This window comes from Winogradskyella tangerina (assembly GCF_003260205.1).
Classification (GTDB): Bacteria; Bacteroidota; Bacteroidia; order Flavobacteriales; family Flavobacteriaceae; genus Winogradskyella; species Winogradskyella tangerina.
Window position 1 is genome coordinate 380,644 of sequence record NZ_QERF01000001.1, and the last position, 20,222, is coordinate 400,865.

General features: G+C 36.0%; 19 protein-coding genes and 1 tRNA gene. 9 read left to right on the top strand and 11 right to left on the bottom strand.

Features of this window, described 5'->3' with window-relative positions:
- Positions 1–3 precede the first annotated feature (3 nt).
- Together DDY94_RS01670 and DDY94_RS01675 are read right to left on the bottom strand one after the other, a co-directional pair.
- Positions 4–915 (bottom strand): aldose 1-epimerase, encoded by a 912-nt coding sequence (locus DDY94_RS01670; protein WP_111682285.1) that lies wholly within the window; start codon positions 913–915, stop codon positions 4–6.
- Positions 916–1,914 carry a GntR family transcriptional regulator gene (locus DDY94_RS01675; protein WP_111682286.1) on the bottom strand — a complete coding sequence of 333 codons (999 nt, stop codon included), beginning with the start codon at positions 1,912–1,914 and terminating at the stop codon, positions 916–918.
- 84 nt (positions 1,915–1,998) lie between these two features.
- Between DDY94_RS01675 and DDY94_RS01680 the strand changes: the two genes are divergently transcribed.
- The 3 genes from DDY94_RS01680 to DDY94_RS01690 all read left to right on the top strand — a co-directional run bounded on the left by DDY94_RS01680 (position 1,999) and on the right by DDY94_RS01690 (position 6,070).
- Positions 1,999–3,162 (top strand): glycoside hydrolase family 53 protein, encoded by a 1,164-nt coding sequence (locus tag DDY94_RS01680; RefSeq protein ID WP_111682287.1) that lies wholly within the window; start codon positions 1,999–2,001, stop codon positions 3,160–3,162.
- Positions 3,155–5,590 (top strand): DUF4982 domain-containing protein, encoded by a 2,436-nt coding sequence (locus tag DDY94_RS01685; RefSeq protein ID WP_111682288.1) that lies wholly within the window; start codon positions 3,155–3,157, stop codon positions 5,588–5,590. The genes DDY94_RS01680 and DDY94_RS01685 overlap by 8 nt, the downstream gene beginning before the upstream one ends.
- A 90-nt stretch (positions 5,591–5,680) precedes the next feature.
- Positions 5,681–6,070: a DUF4174 domain-containing protein gene (locus tag DDY94_RS01690; RefSeq protein ID WP_157957210.1), complete on the top strand. Its 390-nt coding sequence runs from the start codon at positions 5,681–5,683 to the stop codon at positions 6,068–6,070.
- Between the two features lie 188 nt (positions 6,071–6,258).
- Here the strand turns inward: DDY94_RS01690 and DDY94_RS01695 are convergent.
- Positions 6,259–6,340, bottom strand: a tRNA-Leu gene (locus DDY94_RS01695).
- A gap of 103 nt (positions 6,341–6,443) precedes the next feature.
- Here DDY94_RS01695 and DDY94_RS01700 point away from each other — a divergent pair.
- Positions 6,444–7,832 (top strand): dipeptidase, encoded by a 1,389-nt coding sequence (locus DDY94_RS01700; RefSeq protein WP_111682290.1) that lies wholly within the window; start codon positions 6,444–6,446, stop codon positions 7,830–7,832.
- A gap of 3 nt (positions 7,833–7,835) precedes the next feature.
- On the opposite strand, the gene DDY94_RS01705 is transcribed toward DDY94_RS01700, so the two are convergent.
- Entirely contained in the window at positions 7,836–9,224 is a 1,389-nt protein-coding gene (locus DDY94_RS01705) for a M28 family peptidase (protein ID WP_111682291.1), read from the bottom strand.
- Positions 9,225–9,345: 121 nt separating this feature from the next.
- On the opposite strand from DDY94_RS01705, the gene DDY94_RS01710 reads away from it, so the two are divergent.
- From DDY94_RS01710 to DDY94_RS01725, 4 genes are all read left to right on the top strand, one after another.
- Positions 9,346–9,711 (top strand): BlaI/MecI/CopY family transcriptional regulator, encoded by a 366-nt coding sequence (locus DDY94_RS01710; protein WP_111682292.1) that lies wholly within the window; start codon positions 9,346–9,348, stop codon positions 9,709–9,711.
- Positions 9,712–9,719: 8 nt separating this feature from the next.
- Positions 9,720–13,469 carry a M56 family metallopeptidase gene (locus tag DDY94_RS01715; protein ID WP_198658900.1) on the top strand — a complete coding sequence of 1,250 codons (3,750 nt, stop codon included), beginning with the start codon at positions 9,720–9,722 and terminating at the stop codon, positions 13,467–13,469.
- Between the two features lie 117 nt (positions 13,470–13,586).
- On the top strand, positions 13,587–14,687 hold the full coding sequence (locus tag DDY94_RS01720) for a DUF4407 domain-containing protein (RefSeq protein ID WP_111682294.1): 1,101 nt from the start codon (positions 13,587–13,589) through the stop codon (positions 14,685–14,687).
- Between the two features lie 48 nt (positions 14,688–14,735).
- Positions 14,736–15,209, top strand: a complete 474-nt coding sequence (locus DDY94_RS01725; RefSeq protein WP_111682295.1) for a YybH family protein — start codon at positions 14,736–14,738, stop codon at positions 15,207–15,209.
- Between the two features lie 94 nt (positions 15,210–15,303).
- Here DDY94_RS01725 and DDY94_RS01730 read toward each other — a convergent pair whose 3' ends face one another.
- Together DDY94_RS01730 and DDY94_RS01735 are read right to left on the bottom strand one after the other, a co-directional pair.
- The gene (locus tag DDY94_RS01730) at positions 15,304–15,594 is read right to left on the bottom strand and encodes an STAS domain-containing protein (protein WP_111682296.1); all 291 of its coding nucleotides are present in this window, start codon (positions 15,592–15,594) and stop codon (positions 15,304–15,306) included.
- Between the two features lie 222 nt (positions 15,595–15,816).
- Positions 15,817–16,080: a DUF1272 domain-containing protein gene (locus tag DDY94_RS01735; protein WP_111682297.1), complete on the bottom strand. Its 264-nt coding sequence runs from the start codon at positions 16,078–16,080 to the stop codon at positions 15,817–15,819.
- Positions 16,081–16,127: 47 nt separating this feature from the next.
- Here DDY94_RS01735 and DDY94_RS16180 point away from each other — a divergent pair, with 47 nt between their 5' ends.
- Positions 16,128–16,274: a hypothetical protein gene (locus DDY94_RS16180; RefSeq protein ID WP_198658901.1), complete on the top strand. Its 147-nt coding sequence runs from the start codon at positions 16,128–16,130 to the stop codon at positions 16,272–16,274.
- A gap of 5 nt (positions 16,275–16,279) precedes the next feature.
- On the opposite strand, the gene DDY94_RS01740 is transcribed toward DDY94_RS16180, so the two are convergent.
- The 5 genes from DDY94_RS01740 to DDY94_RS01760 all read right to left on the bottom strand — a co-directional run bounded on the left by DDY94_RS01740 (position 16,280) and on the right by DDY94_RS01760 (position 20,138).
- Complete coding sequence (locus tag DDY94_RS01740) at positions 16,280–16,645, bottom strand: MmcQ/YjbR family DNA-binding protein (protein WP_111682298.1); 366 nt, start codon at positions 16,643–16,645, stop codon at positions 16,280–16,282.
- On the bottom strand, positions 16,642–17,250 hold the full coding sequence (locus DDY94_RS01745; protein ID WP_111682299.1) for a DUF4230 domain-containing protein: 609 nt from the start codon (positions 17,248–17,250) through the stop codon (positions 16,642–16,644). The genes DDY94_RS01740 and DDY94_RS01745 overlap by 4 nt, the downstream gene beginning before the upstream one ends.
- A 42-nt stretch (positions 17,251–17,292) precedes the next feature.
- Positions 17,293–18,042 (bottom strand): cyclase family protein, encoded by a 750-nt coding sequence (locus DDY94_RS01750; protein ID WP_111682300.1) that lies wholly within the window; start codon positions 18,040–18,042, stop codon positions 17,293–17,295.
- Positions 18,039–19,172, bottom strand: a complete 1,134-nt coding sequence (gene hemW / locus DDY94_RS01755) for a radical SAM family heme chaperone HemW (RefSeq protein WP_111682301.1) — start codon at positions 19,170–19,172, stop codon at positions 18,039–18,041. The genes DDY94_RS01750 and hemW overlap by 4 nt, the downstream gene beginning before the upstream one ends.
- A 93-nt stretch (positions 19,173–19,265) precedes the next feature.
- A complete protein-coding gene (locus DDY94_RS01760; protein ID WP_111682302.1) occupies positions 19,266–20,138 on the bottom strand; it encodes a hypothetical protein in 873 nt (290 codons plus the stop codon).
- Positions 20,139–20,222 lie beyond the last annotated feature (84 nt).

Genomic DNA, 20,222 nt, shown 5'->3' on the forward strand with positions numbered 1-20,222 from the left:
TTATTATTTTTTATTCTGAATAAGACTAGTAATAGCTAAGCTCCATTCCTTTTGGTAGTTCTTGTTGGGCGCTAGTTCTTTTAGTCCGATCTTATGATTGAAGCTATCCGAAATTCCGACCATGGGTTCAATAGCTATTGCGTTAGATTCTTTAGGTGTGAAAATCTGCAAGTAGTTATCATCTCCAACTGTTTGAATTTTCACTTTATACATTGGAGTAACGAATTCCGCCATATTTGATGAAACCTCATAAACATCATCGAGTACCACATCACCTAATTGTAACTTAAGCGCTTCATTCAATATACTTTTTCCAGTAACAATCCCACGATCATCTACCACAAATTTATTTATTGCATGAAACTTCAAATAGCTTTCTGAAATCTTAGTACTCTTGAAATAGGGATGCCAACCTAGAGTAAACGGAAAAGTGTTTTCTCCTACATTTTTAATGTTGAATTTTAGTTTAAGCCCAAAATCACTTAAAACATAGGTGAATTCTATTAAATATCTGAAGGGAAATCCTGACGCAAATTCCTGATTTTCATAACTCAATGCAACTAAGCCATGACTTTCCTTTTCTTCTCTTTTTCCTATTGAAAACAACTGATCATAAACCAATCCATGAATAGCATTTTGATTTAACCCTTCGTTACGAGGCAATTCGTAATGGTTATTTTTGAAACTGTACATGCCGTCTTTAATCCGATTTGCAAAAGGGAACAAAATTGCCGCCGCAAAGTTTTCAGAATACGACGTCGTTTCAAGATCTGAAATAATAATATGGCCTTGATGCTTGAATAAGGTCACCCTACCTCCTTCGTTCAAATTAATGGTCAACTGATTACTTTTATCTGCATTTTCTAGTACGATAAAATCTGACCCATTAGATTTAAATTCTTGAATTTGATACATCTAAAGTGATTTTCTGATAAGGATATTATTTGGGTTTTTTATTTGCGCGAATTCTTCATTTTTGATCATATGTGCCATTCGTGCTCCCATCTCCTTAAAATTTGTGGAAATGGTAGTGATCCCACCTTCAAAAACCTCTTTAAGCAATGAATCATTGTATGCGATGATACCAACATCCTCTCCAATAACGAGAGAAGTCTGTTTGATTTTCTTAATCAATTCAATCAAACTTCTATCATCCAAAACGAAATAGGCATCACCTTTTTTCGGTATTAAAGCATCGAACCCATCGATCTGATAACCTCTGATCGTAACTTTTGAAAGAAACTTTTCAAAACCTTTAAAAATGCCATTTGGCTGATTGGATTTTGGCTTTACCAATACCAAATTACTATAATGTTGCATGTGCGATTTTAAACGCGTCAATCCATCGAAAACATTATCTTCAAAATTTTGAAAAACTCCGGCATAATGACTTAACTCGCCATTGGTCTGGTCTAATAAATACACACAATCTTGCGGCAGTTTTTCCAAAACATTAGTTGCATTTTTTAAACTCGCAGGCATAATCACGTAGTAATTGTAATTATCAAGATTGTCATTAATGTGTTTAGCAAACACCTCTTCATTAAAATGATGGAAAAATATATCAACCTGAATATCAGAACCTAAAGCCGCCACAAAGGCATTGTATAGGTCCTCTTTAAAAATATTGAGTTCGTCAAAAAGTAAAAACACCTTTTTGATAATGGTAACGTCTTCACTTTTTATGTAATAGCCTTTTCCTGTTATTGCCTCAATAATCCCGCGTTTTTTCAATTCACCAAAAGCCATAAAAACGGTATCCCTTGATAATGAAAACCGATTTCTTATACTATTTACAGACGGAAGTTTATCCCCTTTCTTAAGGTGACCTTCAAGCAGACCATTCTCCACTGATTGGATGATCTGTTTATACTTCGGAATTCCTATGTTACTCTTAACCTGAATGACACTCATGAAACAAATATATATAAAAACTGGTAGGTACTGGTAGGTTTTTATAAAATTAATTTCTTAAATTAGCTGAAAATTGCTTGAAACATGACGAATTATAAAATGAATTTACCCTTATTGAAACATATCGTAATAGCCGTCATAGCAATGATTCAGATCAATGCTTGTACAAGTAGCGATAATAACAATGATGAGCCCAATGTAGAAACACCAATCTCATTCTATTATGGGGCAGATCTCTCTTATGTTAACGAAATGGAAGATTGTGGTGCGGTTTATAAAAATGCCGATGGAACGGTAACAGACGTTTATCAAATTTTCAAAAATGAAGGTGCTAATTTAGTAAGAGTCCGATTGTGGCATAACCCACAGTGGACGAATTATTCCAACTATGAAGATGTTAAGTTAGCCATTCAACGTGCCAAAAATAATGGCTTTAAAGTGCTTTTAGACTTTCATTATAGTGACACCTGGGCAGATCCTTCAAAACAAGAAATTCCTGCTGCATGGGCAAGTCAGATCAACAATACTCCTGCTCTTGGCAACTTACTTTACAATTATACCTATGACACTTTAGAGAATTTGGCAGACCTTAATTTATTACCTGATATGGTTCAGGTAGGAAATGAGATCAATCCCATGATCCTTCAACAAGGTGATCTGGTTTGGCCTATTGATTGGGAACGTAATTCTGCTCTTTTGAATAAAGGTATTCAGGCCGTTAGAGATATTTCAAATGCAAAAAATAAGACCATTGAAATTATGCTACATATTGCTCAACCTGAAAACGGTCTTTGGTGGTTTGAACAAGCTGCAGACAATGGTGTTACCGATTTTGATTGGATCGGATTATCTTACTATCCACAGTGGTCAGACTACAACCTTTCTGAAGTTCAAACCCCGTTAGCAACACTCATAAATACTTATAATAAAAAGCTCATGATTGTTGAGACGGCATATCCGTATACCTTAAACGACGTAGATAACGCCGGAAATATTCTAGGCACCAATGCCATGATAGACGGATACCCAGCTACCGAACAAGGTCAGCTCAATTATTTGAATGATCTCACCCAAGCTATTAAAAATGCTGGAGGTGAAGGTCTTGTGTATTGGGAACCTGCATGGGTTTCTACCGATTGTTTCACCCTTTGGGGACAAGGTTCACATTGGGATAATGCGACATTGTTCGATCAGGAAAACAAAGCCAATCTAGGCATGAAATTCTACAATAATGCCTTAGATGAGTAAACCTAAATCTTCACTTCTTAGTTGTATCATCTTGATCTGCGGAACCATTTTTTTGTCGGCACAGACCAGAAATATCATAACATTAAAGAAAGGATGGAAATTTAGTAAAGGTGCCCATCCTGAAGCTTCCAAGGTTGATTTTAACGATTCAAAATGGGAAACTGTCAGTGTCCCACACGATTGGGCAATTTATGGTCCATTCGATAAAAATATTGATAAACAGACCGTTGCTATCTCTCAAAACAACGAACAAATAGCCAGCGAAAAAACAGGTAGAACAGGTGCATTGCCCTATATCGGTGAAGGTTGGTACCGCAATACATTTGCCATTCCAACTTATGACAGTTCTAAAAAAGTACTCCTCCTTTTTGAAGGAGCCATGAGCGAACCTGAAGTCTTTCTAAACAACAAAAAAGTTGGCGAATGGAAATACGGTTACAGCTATTTCTATTTTGATGTTACAGAGCATATTAATAACATAGCTCAAAACACCCTGGCCATAAAACTCACAAACGTTGGTAAGTCTTCACGTTGGTATCCGGGCGCAGGTTTATATCGCAATGTGCGCGTAATTATCACTGATAAAACTAGCTTTGAACACTGGTCGACTTTTATAACTACACCTTCAATTACGACTGAAGAGGCTAAGGTTAACATTAAAACAAAAGCTTCAGGAAGAAATCTTAAACTGATTGCAGAAATTTATGATTCAAAAGGAAATAAGGTCAATTCAGCCGAGACCAAAAACCTAATTAATAGTGAATTCGATTTTAATCTTAAAGTCAATCAACCTCAGCTATGGAGCCCAGAGTCTCCTTATTTATATACTGCAGTTTTAAAATTATATGAAGACAATATTCTAAAGGATGAAATCACCCAGCGCTTCGGAATAAGATCGATCGATTACAGTCCAGATACAGGCTTTAGCCTCAATGGAAAGCAGCGAAAATTCAAAGGAGTCTGCTTACACCACGATCTGGGACCAATAGGAGCAGCTGTAAATAAATCTGCTCTAAGACGCCAGCTTAGAATTCTTAAAGATATGGGGTGCGATGCCATTAGAAGTGCACATAATATGCCGTCTTTAGAGCAACTAGAACTTTGTGACGAAATGGGTTTTATGTTCTTAGCAGAAAGCTTTGACGAATGGAAAAAACCTAAGGTTGAGAATGGTTATAACCGATTTTTCGATGCATATGCTGAGAAGGATGTGGTGAATTTGGTCAGAGCCACAAGAAATCACCCGTGTATAGTAATGTGGAGTTCAGGCAACGAAGTCCCTGACCAGTGGGGAAGCGAAGGTGTGAAACGCGCCAAATGGTTACAAGATATTTTTCATAGAGAAGATCCAACCCGACCGGTTACAGTTGGAATGGACCAAGTTGAAGCCGTTATGGCGTCTGGATTTGGCGCTATTATGGATGTCCCTGGGCTTAATTATAGAGTTCACCTTTATGAACAAGCCTATGAGCGATTCCCCCAGGGTTTTCTATTAGGTTCTGAGACTTCTTCAACCGTAAGCTCTCGTGGAATTTATAAGTTTCCGGTTGAAATTGCTAGTATGAAAACCTACTCGGATTTTCAGTCGTCATCTTATGATTTAGAACACTGCAGCTGGTCCAACCTGCCTGATGATGATTTTGTGCTTCAAGATGACAAACCTTGGGTTATTGGAGAATTTGTCTGGACCGGATTCGACTATCTAGGTGAACCGACACCTTATGACGAAGCGTGGCCATCACGAAGCTCGTATTTTGGTATTAATGATCTTGCTGGTTTACCTAAAGACCGGTATTATTTGTACCGAAGTCGTTGGAATACTGAAGACGAAACCCTTCATATTTTACCTCATTGGAATTGGGAAGGACGTGAAGGCGAAAACACACCTGTTTTTGTATACACAAGTTATAACAGCGCTGAATTATTCTTGAATGGTAAAAGCTTGGGGATTCAGAAGAAAAACAATAGCAGCAATCAGAATCGTTACCGATTGATGTGGATGGATGTTCCTTATGAACCTGGGACTTTGAAAGTTATTGCCTTTGACGAAAATGGTAATCCGGCTGCAGAAAAGGAGATAAAAACTTCAGGTAAACCCCATCAAATTGTGTTAGACTCAGATCTTGAAACCATAAATGCTAATGGTGAAGATTTAGCTTTTGTAACAGTATCGGTTGTAGATAAAAATGGTGTTCCTTGTCCGACTGCCACCAATCAACTTAATTTTGAAGTCAAAGGTGAAGGTACTTTCAGGGCAGCTTGCAATGGCGACGCAACTTCATTAGAATTATTTCATTTACCTACTATGAAATTATTTAGCGGTAAGTTAGTTGTACTTGTACAATCGACTGAAAAGCCTGGTAAAATAAAACTCAAAGTTTCGGGTAAAAATCTAAAATCTGAAACAATAGAAATAACAACAAACTGATTTAAAACTGTATTTTGAATAATGCCTGCTGATGATTATCTTTAAGGTATTATGAGATTTAAGTTATTCCTATTTTTTCTGCCACTATTAATGTCAGTAAACGCACAACAATTTCCAGAATTCAAATGGAAAAACCGTATGGTCGTTATTATGGCTGAAAGTGAAAATTCTGAAAAGGTAAGCTCACAATTAGAATTACTTCAGGCCGAACCAGACGAAATGAACGATCGCAAACTTGTAATCTGCCTTGTTCTTCCAACTAAATATGGCATTGTTAATGGCGAGTCAATAATGTGGTTTGAAAACAAGGAGTATCATGAATTACTTAATCCTGACGACTTAGCATTTAAAATTGAATTGATCGGTTTAGACGGCCGTGTCAAACTGAATACAACAGAATTATTGACTACAGAGGCATTATTTGCTAAAATCGACAGCATGCCCATGCGGCAGCAAGAACTTAAGGATCATCGCAAATAAAAAAACGTCCCTCAATTAAGAGAAACGTTTTATTCTTGTACAGGCGGCGAGACTCACTTCGACTTTATTTGTAAGACATTTTCAGATGGTAACATCCATGCGCTCAGTGTAAACTTCTCGTCTCGCCATTCTCAAATTAATCATAAATAAAAAAACGTCCCTCAATTAAGAGAAACGTTTTATTCTTGTACAGGCGGCGAGACTCGAACTCGCACACCTCGCGGCACTAGATCCTAAGTCTAGCGTGTCTACCAATTCCACCACGCCTGCAAAAGGACTGCAAATATAAACAATACTTTCAATATTCAAACAGCAATTAATCAAGAAATATTCGTCTTACTTTTTCTTATTTTTGCTAGAAATCCTATCCTTTATGCAAAATATAAATTCCTATATCAACGAAAACAAACAACGCTTTATAGATGAACTCATTTCACTTTTGAAAATTCCTTCGATAAGTGCGGATTCTGCCTATAAAAATGACGTTCTGAATACTGCAGAAGCGGTAAAGGAATGTCTAGAAGCTGCCGGATGCGATCATGTTGAAATTTGTGAAACTGATGGCTACCCGATTGTTTATGGCGAAAAAATAATTGATAAGAATTTACCAACTGTTTTGGTTTATGGTCATTACGATGTGCAACCGCCAGACCCATTAGATCTCTGGAATTCACCTCCATTTGAGCCTGTAATTCAAAACACAGAATTGCATCCAGATGGTGCCATTTTTGCAAGAGGTGCTTGTGATGATAAAGGACAAATGTATATGCACGTTAAGGCGCTCGAATTTATGACTTCACAGAATCAATTGCCGTGTAATGTTAAATTTATGATTGAAGGTGAAGAGGAAGTAGGAAGTGAAAACCTTGGCATATTTGTAGCCAATAACAGAGAAAAACTAAAGAACGATGTGATCCTAATTTCTGATACAGGAATGATCGCTAAAGATGTACCCTCAATCACAACAGGATTGCGAGGATTGAGTTATGTTGAAGTTGAAGTTACAGGCCCAAATCGCGATCTGCACTCAGGATTGTATGGTGGTGCAGTGGCAAATCCGATTAATGTGTTAACCAAAATGATTGCCTCTCTTCATGACGAGAATAAGCATATCACGATACCTGGATTTTATGATAAGGTTGAAAATTTATCAGATGCGGAACGTGCAGAAATGGCCAAAGCGCCTTTCTCGCTCGAAGCCTATAAAAATGCTTTAGATATTGAAGCCGTTTATGGTGAAGAAGGTTATACTACAAACGAGCGAAATTCTATTCGTCCTACATTAGATGTGAATGGCATTTGGGGTGGTTACATTGGTGAAGGTGCAAAAACAGTGATTGCCAGTAAAGCCTATGCTAAAATTTCTATGCGGTTAGTACCACATCAGGACTGGGAAGAGATCACGGAACTCTTCAAATCGCATTTTGAAAGTATTGCGCCTAAAGGCGTTAAAGTGAAAGTAACTCCTCATCATGGCGGTCAAGGCTATGTAACTCCAATAGACAGTATTGGCTATCAGGCTGCTGCTAAAGCTTACGAGCAAACCTTCGGTAAAACGCCGATACCTCAGCGCAGTGGCGGTAGTATTCCGATAGTTTCTCTTTTTGAAAAAGAACTGAACAGTAAAACTATATTAATGGGATTCGGGCTAGATAGCGACGCAATTCACTCGCCAAATGAACATTTTGGGATTTGGAATTACCTAAAAGGAATTGAAACTATTCCGTGGTTTTACAAATATTTTACTGAACTAAAATCCTAGAGATTATTCTTTTACAATCTTGAAGGTCGACGATTTTTTGTCTGAAGCAACAGTTACAAAATAAACCCCTGCAGCCATTTCATCGAACTCAATTTCGATAAGATCTGCTTGTGATTGTGCCTTTCTAACGAGCTTCCCTGAAATATCTCGAACTTGAATTTTCAAATCGTATTCGAGCACATTGTCGATCTTCAAAAACGAAGTCACCGGATTAGGAAATACTATTATTTCTTTGGCTTGAAATTCTTCAGAAGACAAAACTGTAAAGCTTGTGCAGATACTCGTTTCTGTACAGCCAGCATTTGTAACTTCCACAGCGTAATTACCACTGGTTAAAGGTGTAAATGTCTGATTCGTTTCACCCGGAATCGCAGAATCAGTATCGCAATTGATCCATTGGTAAGTTCCTGTAGATTGATTAGCTGTAAGTTCAGTTGCCGAAACTGTAACGCCATTATCGACATTAATCAATCCCGATTTTGTAGCCATGTAGGCCGTAACCAATTTTGTTAGTTCAGTCATGTACTGAAAGTCGATATCCTCAACCCTATCATTCGATGTGTGATAATCTGGCGTTTGATCATTTGTTTCCCACGATTCTCCAACTAAAACAGCAGAATAGCCTTGATTCCAAAAACGCGAATGATCACTCGCAGTAGTTCCTGGGTTAACAACAATTTCGCTTAAATCGAAGGTATAGGTATTTAAGATCGAAATGAGATCGTCTTTAATACCGATAGAATTAGCAATATTCCGAACATCAATATCGAATTCATTATCACCAGCAGTTCCTGGAGCATCACCGTCATAACCAATCATATCCATATTTATCACTGCCAGAATATTATCTCTTGTATTCCCATTACTGGTATCGGCAGCTTGCTGCGCATAGTAATTAGCACCACGCAATCCAATCTCTTCTTCATCCCAAAGGGCATAAACTATGGTATTTTCTGTGCATTGGGTAGATAAAATTCTAGCGACTTCAATAACCGCGGCTACACCTGTAGCATTATCGTCTGCGCAGAATGTTGTCACCGAATCATAATGTGCGCATACCAAGTAAATATCATCCGGATTGGTAGTTCCAACCTGTGTAGCAATTATGTTTTTGCCAGTTATATTAAAATTTTGAAATTGAACGTTTAGATTAGGAATAGATTCTAATCGTTGTTTGATATAATCTGCTGCAAGATCGTTGTTATTGTGTACACGGCTTGTGATCGTTTGAGTGCTTCCATTAATTACTGCAGATTGCTCGCCAGAAAGCTGAGCTACGGTTTCTTGTAAGTTTGAATTGCTAACCTCATTCATCAAGTCTTCAACAGATTGCGAATGACCAAAACAACACATAATAAGCGTGAATAGAATAGATAGTGGGAGCTTTTTCATGTAGTGGAATGTTCTTTTTCAGTTGAAACAAATATATGAATTTGTAGTGTTTTAAGATTTAAATTTTGGTAATTACAATTTTTATTCTACATTTGTAGAGTTAATTCTAATCTTGTAGAATATGCAGCTATCAAAAACCGAGGAACAACTCATGCAATACCTCTGGAAACTAGAAAAGGCATTTATGAAAGAGCTATTAGATGCCTATCCAGAACCAAAGCCTGCAACAACTACCGTTGCTACACTTTTAAAACGAATGATCGGCAAAGGTTTTGTTGACTATAAAACTTATGGCAAATCGAGAGAGTATTTCCCAACTGTAAAAAAGGAGGATTACTTCTCTAAACATGTTAACGGTTTAATAAAAACCTTCTTTAATGATAGCGCTTCACAGTTTGCATCATTCTTCACAAGAAAAACAGATCTTTCCAAGGAAGAGCTCGAAGAATTAAAATCGATCATTGACCAAGAAATCAAAAACAAGTAATCATGGATATGTACGTATTAAAATTCTCGGCATGCTTATTTGTTTTGTGGTTAGTGTATTGGTTGTTGCTCGAAAAACAGAACAGTCATAAATTCAAGCGATTTTATCTATTAGGTGCCATTGCCGCTGCCTTAATAATTCCGCTATTAACCATAACTAACTACGTTGAACCTGTGGTGAGTGAATTAGAGGTTGCACCCACATTTGTTCCTACGGAGTATATGTATGTAGAGGCACCAATTGAAGAAGTTAATCCCATTAATGCTGTTGACATTCTATGGGTAATTTATTGGATTGGAGCAGCTATTTTCTTAACTCGATTCATTGTTAATCTGGGAAGACTTTACTATAAAATTTCAAGTAACGCTACTGTAACTAGCAATAGTTTCATCTATGTACTTTTGAAAAACTACCGCATACCACATTCATTTTTTAAGTATATCTTTTTAAATAAACAACGATACGAAGACCAGTCAATTCCTGAGGAAGTCATATTACACGAACAAACTCATGCGAGACAATTGCACAGTATTGATATTGTAGTTTTAGAACTACTCCAAGTGGTACTTTGGTTTCACCCTTTAATCTATATTTTAAAACATCACGTTCGACTTAATCACGAGTTCTTAGCCGACGAGGCTGTCATTAATCAAGGCACCGATGCTAAAAACTATCAGAATATCCTATTACAATTTTCATCAAGCACTCAACAACATCAGTTGGCGAGTGCTATCAATTATTCATCATTCAAAAAACGATTTACAGTTATGAAAACACAAACATCAAAAACCAAAAAATGGTTAAGTGCCTTGCTGCTTCTACCCGTTATTGCCATTCTATTTTACAGTTTTGCTGAACATGTAGAAGTGGTGAAAAGCGAAGTACCTAATGACTTTCTTGTTACTGTTGAGAAAAACAACAACACCATAGAATTGAGGTGTGAAACAGGATGTAAATGGAGCCATATCACTTTAGAACCTCAAGCCAAACCTTACATTATTAACGACTATGGTTTCACAGATGGCGCCACTATTGATTCTGACAAATTTGCCTTTACCATAGAACCTACCGATATTGGTGTAGAACTTAATGGACTTACAGGTACTGCTTGGATTGATCTTGCTTTTTCTTTAAGAGATCATAAAGTACAGGCAATTAATCAACTTGGAATGACCAAAATTTCAAAGGACCGTTCAAAAATGAACCAACAAAGTGAAACTTTGGGACAACGCGCAATTAAAAATTACTACACCAAACTTTTCTTCAAAATTGAAGATAGTAATGGGGAGATCGTGAAAAAACGATTCAATGAGTTGAGCTATGAGGACAAAGTAAAATGGGTTTATTCAGGTGTTATTCCCTACAATAGAATTGATGTAACTGAAGCGCATTTTGACGAAATTAAGACCTCTAAAGACATCATTGCTAAAGTCGATGGCAATTATATATCAGATGAAGAATTAGAGAAATACAAGGCTTCAGACTTTATTACTTTCAGATACACAACAATTTCTGAATTGGCTGGTATGAAAGAAACATCAGTTGTGAATTTAGTCACACCTGCAGCTTATGACGCATTCGTTAATATCATGATCAATCAATATGAAGAGGTGATTGCAGACTATGAAGACGAACTAGCATTACCTGAAAACAACAGAACAAAAGACATTAAAGAATTAGTAAGTATTTATGAGTTTCTAAACTATAACTTTAATCAATTTACTTCGGAAATTATTGAAAAAAATAATTTTAAGTCACCAACTCCAATTCCTGCTAATGTCATTTATGAGGTACATCAATCTTATTTAAAAATACCTACTTTGTATATAGGCATTAATGATAATTTATACTTAAATGGTGCTGAAACTTCGCTACGTACAATTCAGCAAGACTTCAACGAAATAACAAATTATCAAAAATCTGAATTGATCCTAGAGGCCGATGGACGAAAAATTGAAAATAGTTTTATAAACGAAATCGCTATTGCATTGGGTGACAATTTAAAAAACATTAGTGTTGCCAACGGGCAAGCGCTCATATATGACCCAGACTTTATCAATGAAGGCACCCTTCAAAACGATCCGATAAAGAACTATCTCAAAAAATATGAGGTTTATAAAAAACTTCAAGATACGCCACCGCATTATATCAAAAAATCTAAGGAAGATCAGGAGAAAATGGACAAGTTATTTTCTGAACTGGGTGGTATGTATTTCAGAATGTCAAAGGCCAATAAAGCAAAAGTAAATCGCCCTGTAGCACCAGTCCATCCATATGTAAAAATTACGTTGAAAGGAAAGACTTATTACAAGAAATATGAAGAACTAACTAAGGAAGAAAGAGCCACTTTACCACCACCTCCTCCACCACCACCAGTTAAGAAATCTAAAGGTGGCCCGAATGCAGACTATGATCAAAATGAGGTTTACAACCCAACTTTTCTTGAATACATAATCGAAATGGAAGCGCTTAACACCACCTTCTATTTAGATAATAAAATGATCTCTTCAGAAGAAGCTAAAAATATTGCCCAAAATAATAAGGGTATGCATACAGATATGCTAACCCAAAAAGACACGAATGGCAACTTTGTTGTTAAGTTGTCTTCACCTCAGCAAATTGACGTGCAAAAAGGCGCTTCAAAGGAGCAAATTAAGGCATACAACGCTTGGGCTAAAAAGATCAATGCAGCCATGGAAAAGGCGATTAAAAATAAAGATGCAAATGACTACCCGATCATTAAGCTAAAAGAGTTTGAAAAGTATAAACATCTATACGATTCAGTTATGACCGATGCTCAGCGTAAAAGTGCTGTACCATTTCCAGATAAATTACCGCCGCCTCCCCCAAGACCGGAGTCAGAGAAAAATAATTATAAAAAAATTAAGTCAAAATTGAATTCTAAAAGTAAAGGTGGTCCTAACTCTGATTCATACAATGGCATAGTTCATAATAATTCAAACCTTAAGAAAACCTATCAAAAGAAATACAGAGAATATGAGCGCATGCGCTATGCAAAACCTCATTATCTTAAAAAATCAAATAGTGATAAAAAGAAAATGAGCGAATTATGGGTAGAATTGCGTCAGATGTATTTTTATTCTATGTCTGAAAAGGAAAAGAAAGATCTCAAACTACCGTTAACACCTTTTGCTCCTTACGTTAAAATTCTGAAAGACGGTAAATCTTATTACAAAGTGAATAAATACCTCACCAAAGAGGAACAAAAGGTTTCCTTAATTATTAATGATGAAACAAATGATTACCCAGGTTTGGATCTTTTAGGGAAGGATGATCCTATCGTAATTCCTATTGGTACTTATAAACTTGAAGCTCCAGAAAAAAATGATACTCAGAGGCGAAAGGTCTTTATTTCGATCAGTGAAGATGGCACCTATAAAATTAGTAAAGACAATACGCTTAAAAACTTTGAACCTCTAACGATACAATCTTTAGAAGGTTTAATTGCGAACCTATCACTAAAGGACAAAGCGAATACTTTTGTATTTGCTAAGAAAAGAGATTTTAATAAATTCAGGTCAAAACCCGCCAATTCTTCTGAATACCAAGATGATATCGAGGTCATACTAATTAAAGATGAGATTAAATTTATTGTTTCAGAAGTTAAAGGGAAATTTAAGGAGCAGACCGTCTATCAGCTGGCCTTAGAAAATGATGCCAGTGAAACCATAAAAAGTCATGTTGAAAAAATCGGTGAGCTTTTCAGAAAATATAAGATTACCAACATAACCATATAAACAAATTTCAATACAAAATGATAAAAAGCCTCATCAGATGAGGCTTTTTTCAATTTTTTATGTAACAAAACTACTGTTTTGGCGTTCTAATATACTATCAATCAAAAACAATCCATCATGTTAAAGCAATTCTTCATTTTATGTTCTGGAGCTGACACCGATATTTTAAAGGGCTGTTCTAATGGCGAGCAAAATAAATATGCTGGCATTGGAGCTACAGTTTTTTTTACCGCCTTAATGGCAACTATAGCTGCTAGTTATGCCTTGTATACGGTTTTCGACAATTTATATACTTCTATTTTCTTCGGAATAATTTGGGGCTTGCTCATATTTAATTTAGACCGTTATATCGTTTCAACCATTAAAAAACGTGATAATGTTTTAGATGAAATTCTTCAGGCTACACCGAGAATTTTCTTAGCGGTAATTATTGCTGTAGTGATTTCTAAACCTTTAGAATTGAAAATTTTTGAGAAGGAAATTAATCAAGTCCTTTTAGAGCAGAAAAATGATCTCACACTTGCTAATCAGAATCAAATTGCGGAACAATTCAATCCGAAGATTGCTGAATTAGAAAATCAGATTCTAGGATTACAGGGACAAATAGATTCTAAAGAAGCGGAAGTAAATGCCCTTTATGACACCTATATTACCGAGGCCGAAGGTACTGCAGGCACTATGAAATTGGGTAAAGGTCCTGTGTATAAAGAGAAGCGCGACAAACACGATGCCGCACTGGCAGAACTACAACAACTAAAAACAGACAATAGAGCTAAGATTAGTGCTATTGAAAATGACATCCTAACGCTTCAAGGGGATTACAAAGCTAATGTTGCCGACTCACAACCTGTGATCGATAATTTTGATGGCTTAATGGCACGTGTCAATGCTCTAGGGGAATTACCATGGTTGCCTTCATTCTTTATATTCTTACTGTTTTTGGCAATTGAAACCTCACCAATTATTGCAAAGCTTTTATCACCTAAAGGTGAATATGATTTCATTCTAGAAGATCAGGAAACCGTTGTTCAAAGCTGGACGATGCAGCAAGTGGCTGAGCGCAAAATTCTTGTTAAAACTGACAACGACATTAACAATAGGGTTTACACCGAAATTGCTGATGAAGAAGAGGTAATGAATTACAAGCGCCAAAAGGCAAGAGAATTAATGCAGCATCAGGCTGATGCCTTCTTAAAAAAGCAAAAGGGAATTCTATAAACCACCGTTTAGTTTATTATTTTTAAGCTTGAAATAAAATTCGAGCTTATGAAAAATTCAATTATCCTTTTACTACTTGTTCTTATTTGCAGTACAAGTTGTATCTCTGTTAAAGCTGATATTACTACTGATGCCGACACCTATGCAACTGAAAAAAACTTAGCAGAAGCTGGTATTCGGTTGGTTATGGAAAAGCAAGAAATTGCCTGGAATCAGCACGATCTTGAGGGCTTCATGGAAGGTTATTGGAAAAGTGAGCAACTAAAATTTTATGGAGCAAACGGATTAACACTCGGTTGGGATAACACCTTGGCAAGGTATAAAAAAGCCTACCCCACAAAGGCTGAAAGCGGCACCTTGAATTTTGTTATTAATGACATTTCTAAAATTGAAGGCGACAATTATTGGGTCATGGGCGAATATCATTTAAAACGTGAGGTCGGCGATGCCGACGGGGTCTTCATTATTATCTTCAAGAAGATCAATGGTGAGTGGAAAATTATCGCCGATATGTCTTGCTAAAGGCTAAAAAGCAAAAGTGTTTCCAAGAGTATTAATCTGTCACGAAGAATACTTGTCGGAAACACTATATGTAATATGATGATCTAAGCTATGGCTATGCTGCCACAGTAGAGCTTTCTTGATTTTTAAAATGGTCGTATAATTCTTTACAACCAAGACCTACAATAGATAACTTTTTAGATTTCGTTATGGATTCGTTATGCAACCTTGCCAATGCCATAACACCAGCTCTATCGATACTTTCTACACTTTCAATATCTAAAAGAATATCGTCTAACTCGTCGAAAATATTAGCAAAATGTGCGTGAAAGGTTTTAAGGCTTAATTTGTTTAAGGTCCCTTTAATTTGAAAACGGTTATTGTAGCTGGTAATTTGTAAATCCATAATACATAATGTTAAATCATTAATACTTATTTTGGGGCTATTAATCAGTAAATTTGGTGCTATTAATTAAGAGGGATGACCCCAATATCCGACATAAAAATGGGCTCTTCTTAGAAATTCGATAAATGGCAATTTTGACAAGATTATTTGAAATGGTTTGTTCTTTTTTTCGATAAACAACACATTTTTAAATAGATAGAATGTAAGAAAAGTCGATTGAGATTATTCCGATTTTAGTTTTGCGTAATGCTTTTCGAAATCTACAGGCTTAAAAATAATCTCGTTAGAAACCGGATACTTATTTAATAAATGAGCAGGTCTTATAGGTCGTTTTTCAAAACCACCGCCACAGTTGGGGCAAACTTCTAGTAATAGCTCAACACAATCAACGCAAAATGTGCATTCAAACGTACAGATCCTAGCTTCACGCGAATCGAAGGGTAAAAGCTTGTTACAGTTTTCGCAAGTTGGACGTATTTGAAGCATACTCAATTTTGATTTCTGAATTAAAGATAGTCCTTTATTTTTGTAATATGAAGTACAATTTCAAGGTGATAGCAATGATCATTTTAGCACTGATTACCATTTATGGATTGATCACTGGTAGATATCTATTTTTGTTTATCATGTTTCCCTTGGGACTGGGAATTCTGAGCAGAAAAGATTCGGACGAATCGTAACCAGACTAACCAAAATATTGTTCCCTGATCTTTTTAGGAAGACCTTTCACTACCATATCATAAGAATGATCTATAAGCTTCAAGATTAATTGACGCGGCAATTCACCTGTATGAATATAAACGCTATTCCATTGTTGTTTATGCATGTGATAGCCAGGTTTGATGCTTTCATACTCAGCTCTTAGCTCTTGAGCGTAATCCACATCACATTTAAGATTGATAAACGCCTCGCCTTCTTCCCAACGTTTTAATGAAGCTAGAGCAAACATTTTATTGCATACTTTAAACACTAAGGTGTCATTATCAAAAGGGAAGTGTTCAGTAACCTCCGTTTTGCTCATGCAATAATTCCTGTAATCTTCGATGTTCATTTTAAAAGTTTCTTATCGGAGTCTTCAATTTTTAAGGCGGTGTAGTCTAAAGTCCAGCCAATGGTCTGAACCAAATTCTCAATGAGTTGAATGGCTTCAATCGCTTCTTGTTTAGCAACATTGTATAAGCCGCTTTCAGGAATTTTATCTTTGATATGTTCTTTGGCCTGAGCATGTAATTCCGTCAGGTCTGAAGCATCAAATTTATTAAACATTCCATCTTGCTTATCGTAATAATTGATATTGCTTTCAATCGACAGAATTTCAGGTTGTGGAAAATGTGAAAGAATCACGGTTTTAGACCTTTGGTCTGAAGACATCTGTACCTTGCTAAGATCAAACCCTACATGTGCCTTAGCGTTAATTACTACTAAAGCCTTCTTTTTACTCGAAATTAATTTCAAAAATTTCTCTTTCACATCTTCATAATGGTAGATCTCTGCGAAATCGCCTTCAACTGTAATAAATTTACAGACGCGTTTTATTTTATCGAGTAAGATTATCGATTGCTCGTTAGTTTTCTTTTTGGTTTGCCACTGTTTAAATAGAGTAACTAATCCAAGGGTAACCAAAATACTAATGATGATAATAAAAAATGTTTCCATAGTTCTATGGGTTGGACACGTAAAATTTACAATTGTTACAAGCTACTCTAAAATCTTATATAAAATGGGTTTGCTTGGTGAAGCGTCGTTTTCAAAAGGAGCAATTTGGAGGTTAAGTATGTAAGCGCCGTCTTTTATTTTGTTTGAAACATAAATGAACTCCGTAATTGTACAGTCTGATCGTAATATTCCTTTGGTATTCCAGAAGGCATTATGGCCCTTTAATTCGCCACCATCTTCTTCACGATCTACACTAGGAAGGTCAACTAACAAATGCTTGATCCCTTTTCGTACAAGTAACTTTATGGCATCTTCTTGAAAGTAAGTCCAGTTTGTATTAGAATACTGTCGCCATTTCTTATCCTTGGTATTTGGGATGGTCCGTATTACAATGGCTTCACGTTTTTTGTTCCCCAATAAAAATTGTAGCTGCTTAGCAGAAATCACATAATCATCACCATCCTTTTCGGGTGCTACAGTAACGACTTCAGCCATGAAGAAGAATTGCTTAAGATGCTTATTTATGGAATACTTTTCTTTGGTAATATGGCCAACCGTTTCGGTATGTGTTCCATGAGAATGCGGATTGAAGGTAATTGTATTAAAATTAACTGGTGCCCCTTCAGCAACACTGATGGTTCCGTTTTCGAATACTTCAGGTTCAATTTTTGGTGGACCGATATACCAGGCATTCACACCAGGCTTATCGCTTCGTATAGCAATTGAAATATCTAAAGGTTGTGATAGATCTATTTTTAGTTTTTTTGAATTGTATTGAATGGTTGCAATCACGCTAAATTTAATTTAAAGAGTTCACTCGCAATGCCATCACTTAAAAACAGTCCTTTTTTAGTGACGTGCAAATGGTCTTCATCAATATACAACAAATGTTGATTAATAAAAATTGTTGCTTGTTCTAGAAGATAGTCCTTATAGATCGAACCAAATTCACGTTCAACCTTAACCAAAGATACGCCCCAAATGGTGCGCAAACCTGTCATTATGTATTCGTTATATTGATCTGTTTTGGTCAAGGTTTCGATCTCCATGGGTAATTTGTTCTGTTGGATCGACTTAATGTATTTTGAATTGTTTCTAACATTCCATCCGCGTTGTTTTCCATCAAATGAATGTGCAGAAGGGCCAATACCCAGATAAGATTTTCCTTGCCAATAAGCACTATTATTTTTACTGAAATAGTCTTCCTTCCCGAAATTAGAGAGCTCATAATGAACAAAGCCTTTTTCCTCTAAGCGCTCTTTCAACATTTGAAATTGTTGGTGTGCTTGCTCGTCATTTACATTTTCTACAATGCCTTTTTTTATAAATGATGCTAATGCCGTTTTAGGTTCTACGGTTAAGGCATAACTTGAAATATGAGGTATATTGTAGCTCAGCGCGATTTCGATATTTTCTAACCATTGTGTGTCTGAAGCCCCTGGAATTCCATAAATAAGATCGAGTGAAATATTATCAAAATGCTTTACCGCTTCTTCTAAACATGCTTTGGCTTCTGCAGCATTATGAGCACGATTCATGAGTTTCAAATCTGTTTCAAAAAACGACTGAATACCAATGCTCAATCGGTTAATAGGGCTGTTAGCGAGTTGAATTATTCGATCCTTTGATAAATCGTCGGGATTGGCTTCAAGTGTAATTTCAGGATCTTCAGTAACCTCATAATTATCGTATACCGTATCAATTAGAAATTGTAGTTCTTTATTAGATAGTATGCTTGGTGTTCCGCCACCAAAATAAATGGTTTCGACAGTGGTTTCTTTAAACTCAGATTTACGGATTTCTAATTCCTTGGCAAGTGCTTCAACGAGTTCATCTTTCTTTTTTAAAGAGGTTGAAAAATGAAAATCGCAATAGTGACAAGCCTGCTTACAAAAGGGAATATGGATATAGATGCCGCTCAATATTGAAAACGCCTTTAATGCTTAAAAATGCAAAATTAGTATAAAAAAAAAGTTCCTTCAAAAAAGGAACTTTCTATATGATTACTCGTGTGTTTAGTACACTAGAAAGAATTCTCCACCAGAGATATCTAATACATCACCTGCTCCGTCGGAAGCCGTTAGATTGAATGTTCCTCTAATATAACTTGTAAAGCCAGTTACTGTTTCTTCGATTACCAAAGTACCACTGGTTGAATATTCTACATACTCATCAGTAAAAGGATTATATCGTGATACAAGGACTTTTTCAACTTCATTTCCTGAAGAAAAATTATAAGTTCCTGCAACGGTATTCTGAGGATTAAACCCTATTGCAATATCATATTCTTTATCGGAATATCCTGTTAGGGCTATATCAGTCCCGTAAAAGAAGCCGCCTGTTTGGCCAGTTTTTACACTTTCATAAGATTGACCATTAACCGTAGCATCAAGGAAGACATCTACAACTGCATTTGGATTTTCAATATAAACGATATTAAAACTCCCCGAATCTAAACTTACACTGCCACCATCGGCGATTGTAAATGGATCTTCAAACAGAATACCGTTGACATCGGCATTAACTACCATGTTATCATAATCGATACTAAGATTGTTAAGATCGAACATGCCATCTGCCCAGAAATAAGACGATGTAAAGTCAAATGGATCGGAAAAATCAGAACTGTAAAAACTAGCATTATCTATAACACCATTTTCATTAAATCTGAAATAAAAATTCTCATCATTACCATTAGAGCCTAATACTTCGATGTTATCAAAAGTCTTTATCCCAATAAATGTATCGAAAGTATAGGTGACACCTTCAACAACTATAGACATGGAATTATTTGTAGATAGATTATTACCATCACTATCATCTGACGACGAACAGCCAACAAAAATTAAGAGGATTAAAACAAATAAGGCTTTAGATAAATATTTCATAATGAGAGATTTTAAGTTGGAACAAATATGAACAAACTCAAGTATAAAATCAATTAATTAATGATATATCTACAATAAATTTTT

Coding starts and splice junctions, on each gene's coding strand:
- DDY94_RS01670 (WP_111682285.1), bottom strand. CDS start 915: ATGTATCAAATTCAAGAATTTAAATCTAATGGGTCAGATTTTATCGTA.
- DDY94_RS01675 (WP_111682286.1), bottom strand. CDS start 1,914: ATGAGTGTCATTCAGGTTAAGAGTAACATAGGAATTCCGAAGTATAAA.
- DDY94_RS01680 (WP_111682287.1), top strand. CDS start 1,999: ATGACGAATTATAAAATGAATTTACCCTTATTGAAACATATCGTAATA.
- DDY94_RS01685 (WP_111682288.1), top strand. CDS start 3,155: ATGAGTAAACCTAAATCTTCACTTCTTAGTTGTATCATCTTGATCTGC.
- DDY94_RS01690 (WP_157957210.1), top strand. CDS start 5,681: ATGTCAGTAAACGCACAACAATTTCCAGAATTCAAATGGAAAAACCGT.
- DDY94_RS01700 (WP_111682290.1), top strand. CDS start 6,444: ATGCAAAATATAAATTCCTATATCAACGAAAACAAACAACGCTTTATA.
- DDY94_RS01705 (WP_111682291.1), bottom strand. CDS start 9,224: ATGAAAAAGCTCCCACTATCTATTCTATTCACGCTTATTATGTGTTGT.
- DDY94_RS01710 (WP_111682292.1), top strand. CDS start 9,346: ATGCAGCTATCAAAAACCGAGGAACAACTCATGCAATACCTCTGGAAA.
- DDY94_RS01715 (WP_198658900.1), top strand. CDS start 9,720: ATGTACGTATTAAAATTCTCGGCATGCTTATTTGTTTTGTGGTTAGTG.
- DDY94_RS01720 (WP_111682294.1), top strand. CDS start 13,587: ATGTTAAAGCAATTCTTCATTTTATGTTCTGGAGCTGACACCGATATT.
- DDY94_RS01725 (WP_111682295.1), top strand. CDS start 14,736: ATGAAAAATTCAATTATCCTTTTACTACTTGTTCTTATTTGCAGTACA.
- DDY94_RS01730 (WP_111682296.1), bottom strand. CDS start 15,594: ATGGATTTACAAATTACCAGCTACAATAACCGTTTTCAAATTAAAGGG.
- DDY94_RS01735 (WP_111682297.1), bottom strand. CDS start 16,080: ATGCTTCAAATACGTCCAACTTGCGAAAACTGTAACAAGCTTTTACCC.
- DDY94_RS16180 (WP_198658901.1), top strand. CDS start 16,128: ATGAAGTACAATTTCAAGGTGATAGCAATGATCATTTTAGCACTGATT.
- DDY94_RS01740 (WP_111682298.1), bottom strand. CDS start 16,645: ATGAACATCGAAGATTACAGGAATTATTGCATGAGCAAAACGGAGGTT.
- DDY94_RS01745 (WP_111682299.1), bottom strand. CDS start 17,250: ATGGAAACATTTTTTATTATCATCATTAGTATTTTGGTTACCCTTGGA.
- DDY94_RS01760 (WP_111682302.1), bottom strand. CDS start 20,138: ATGAAATATTTATCTAAAGCCTTATTTGTTTTAATCCTCTTAATTTTT.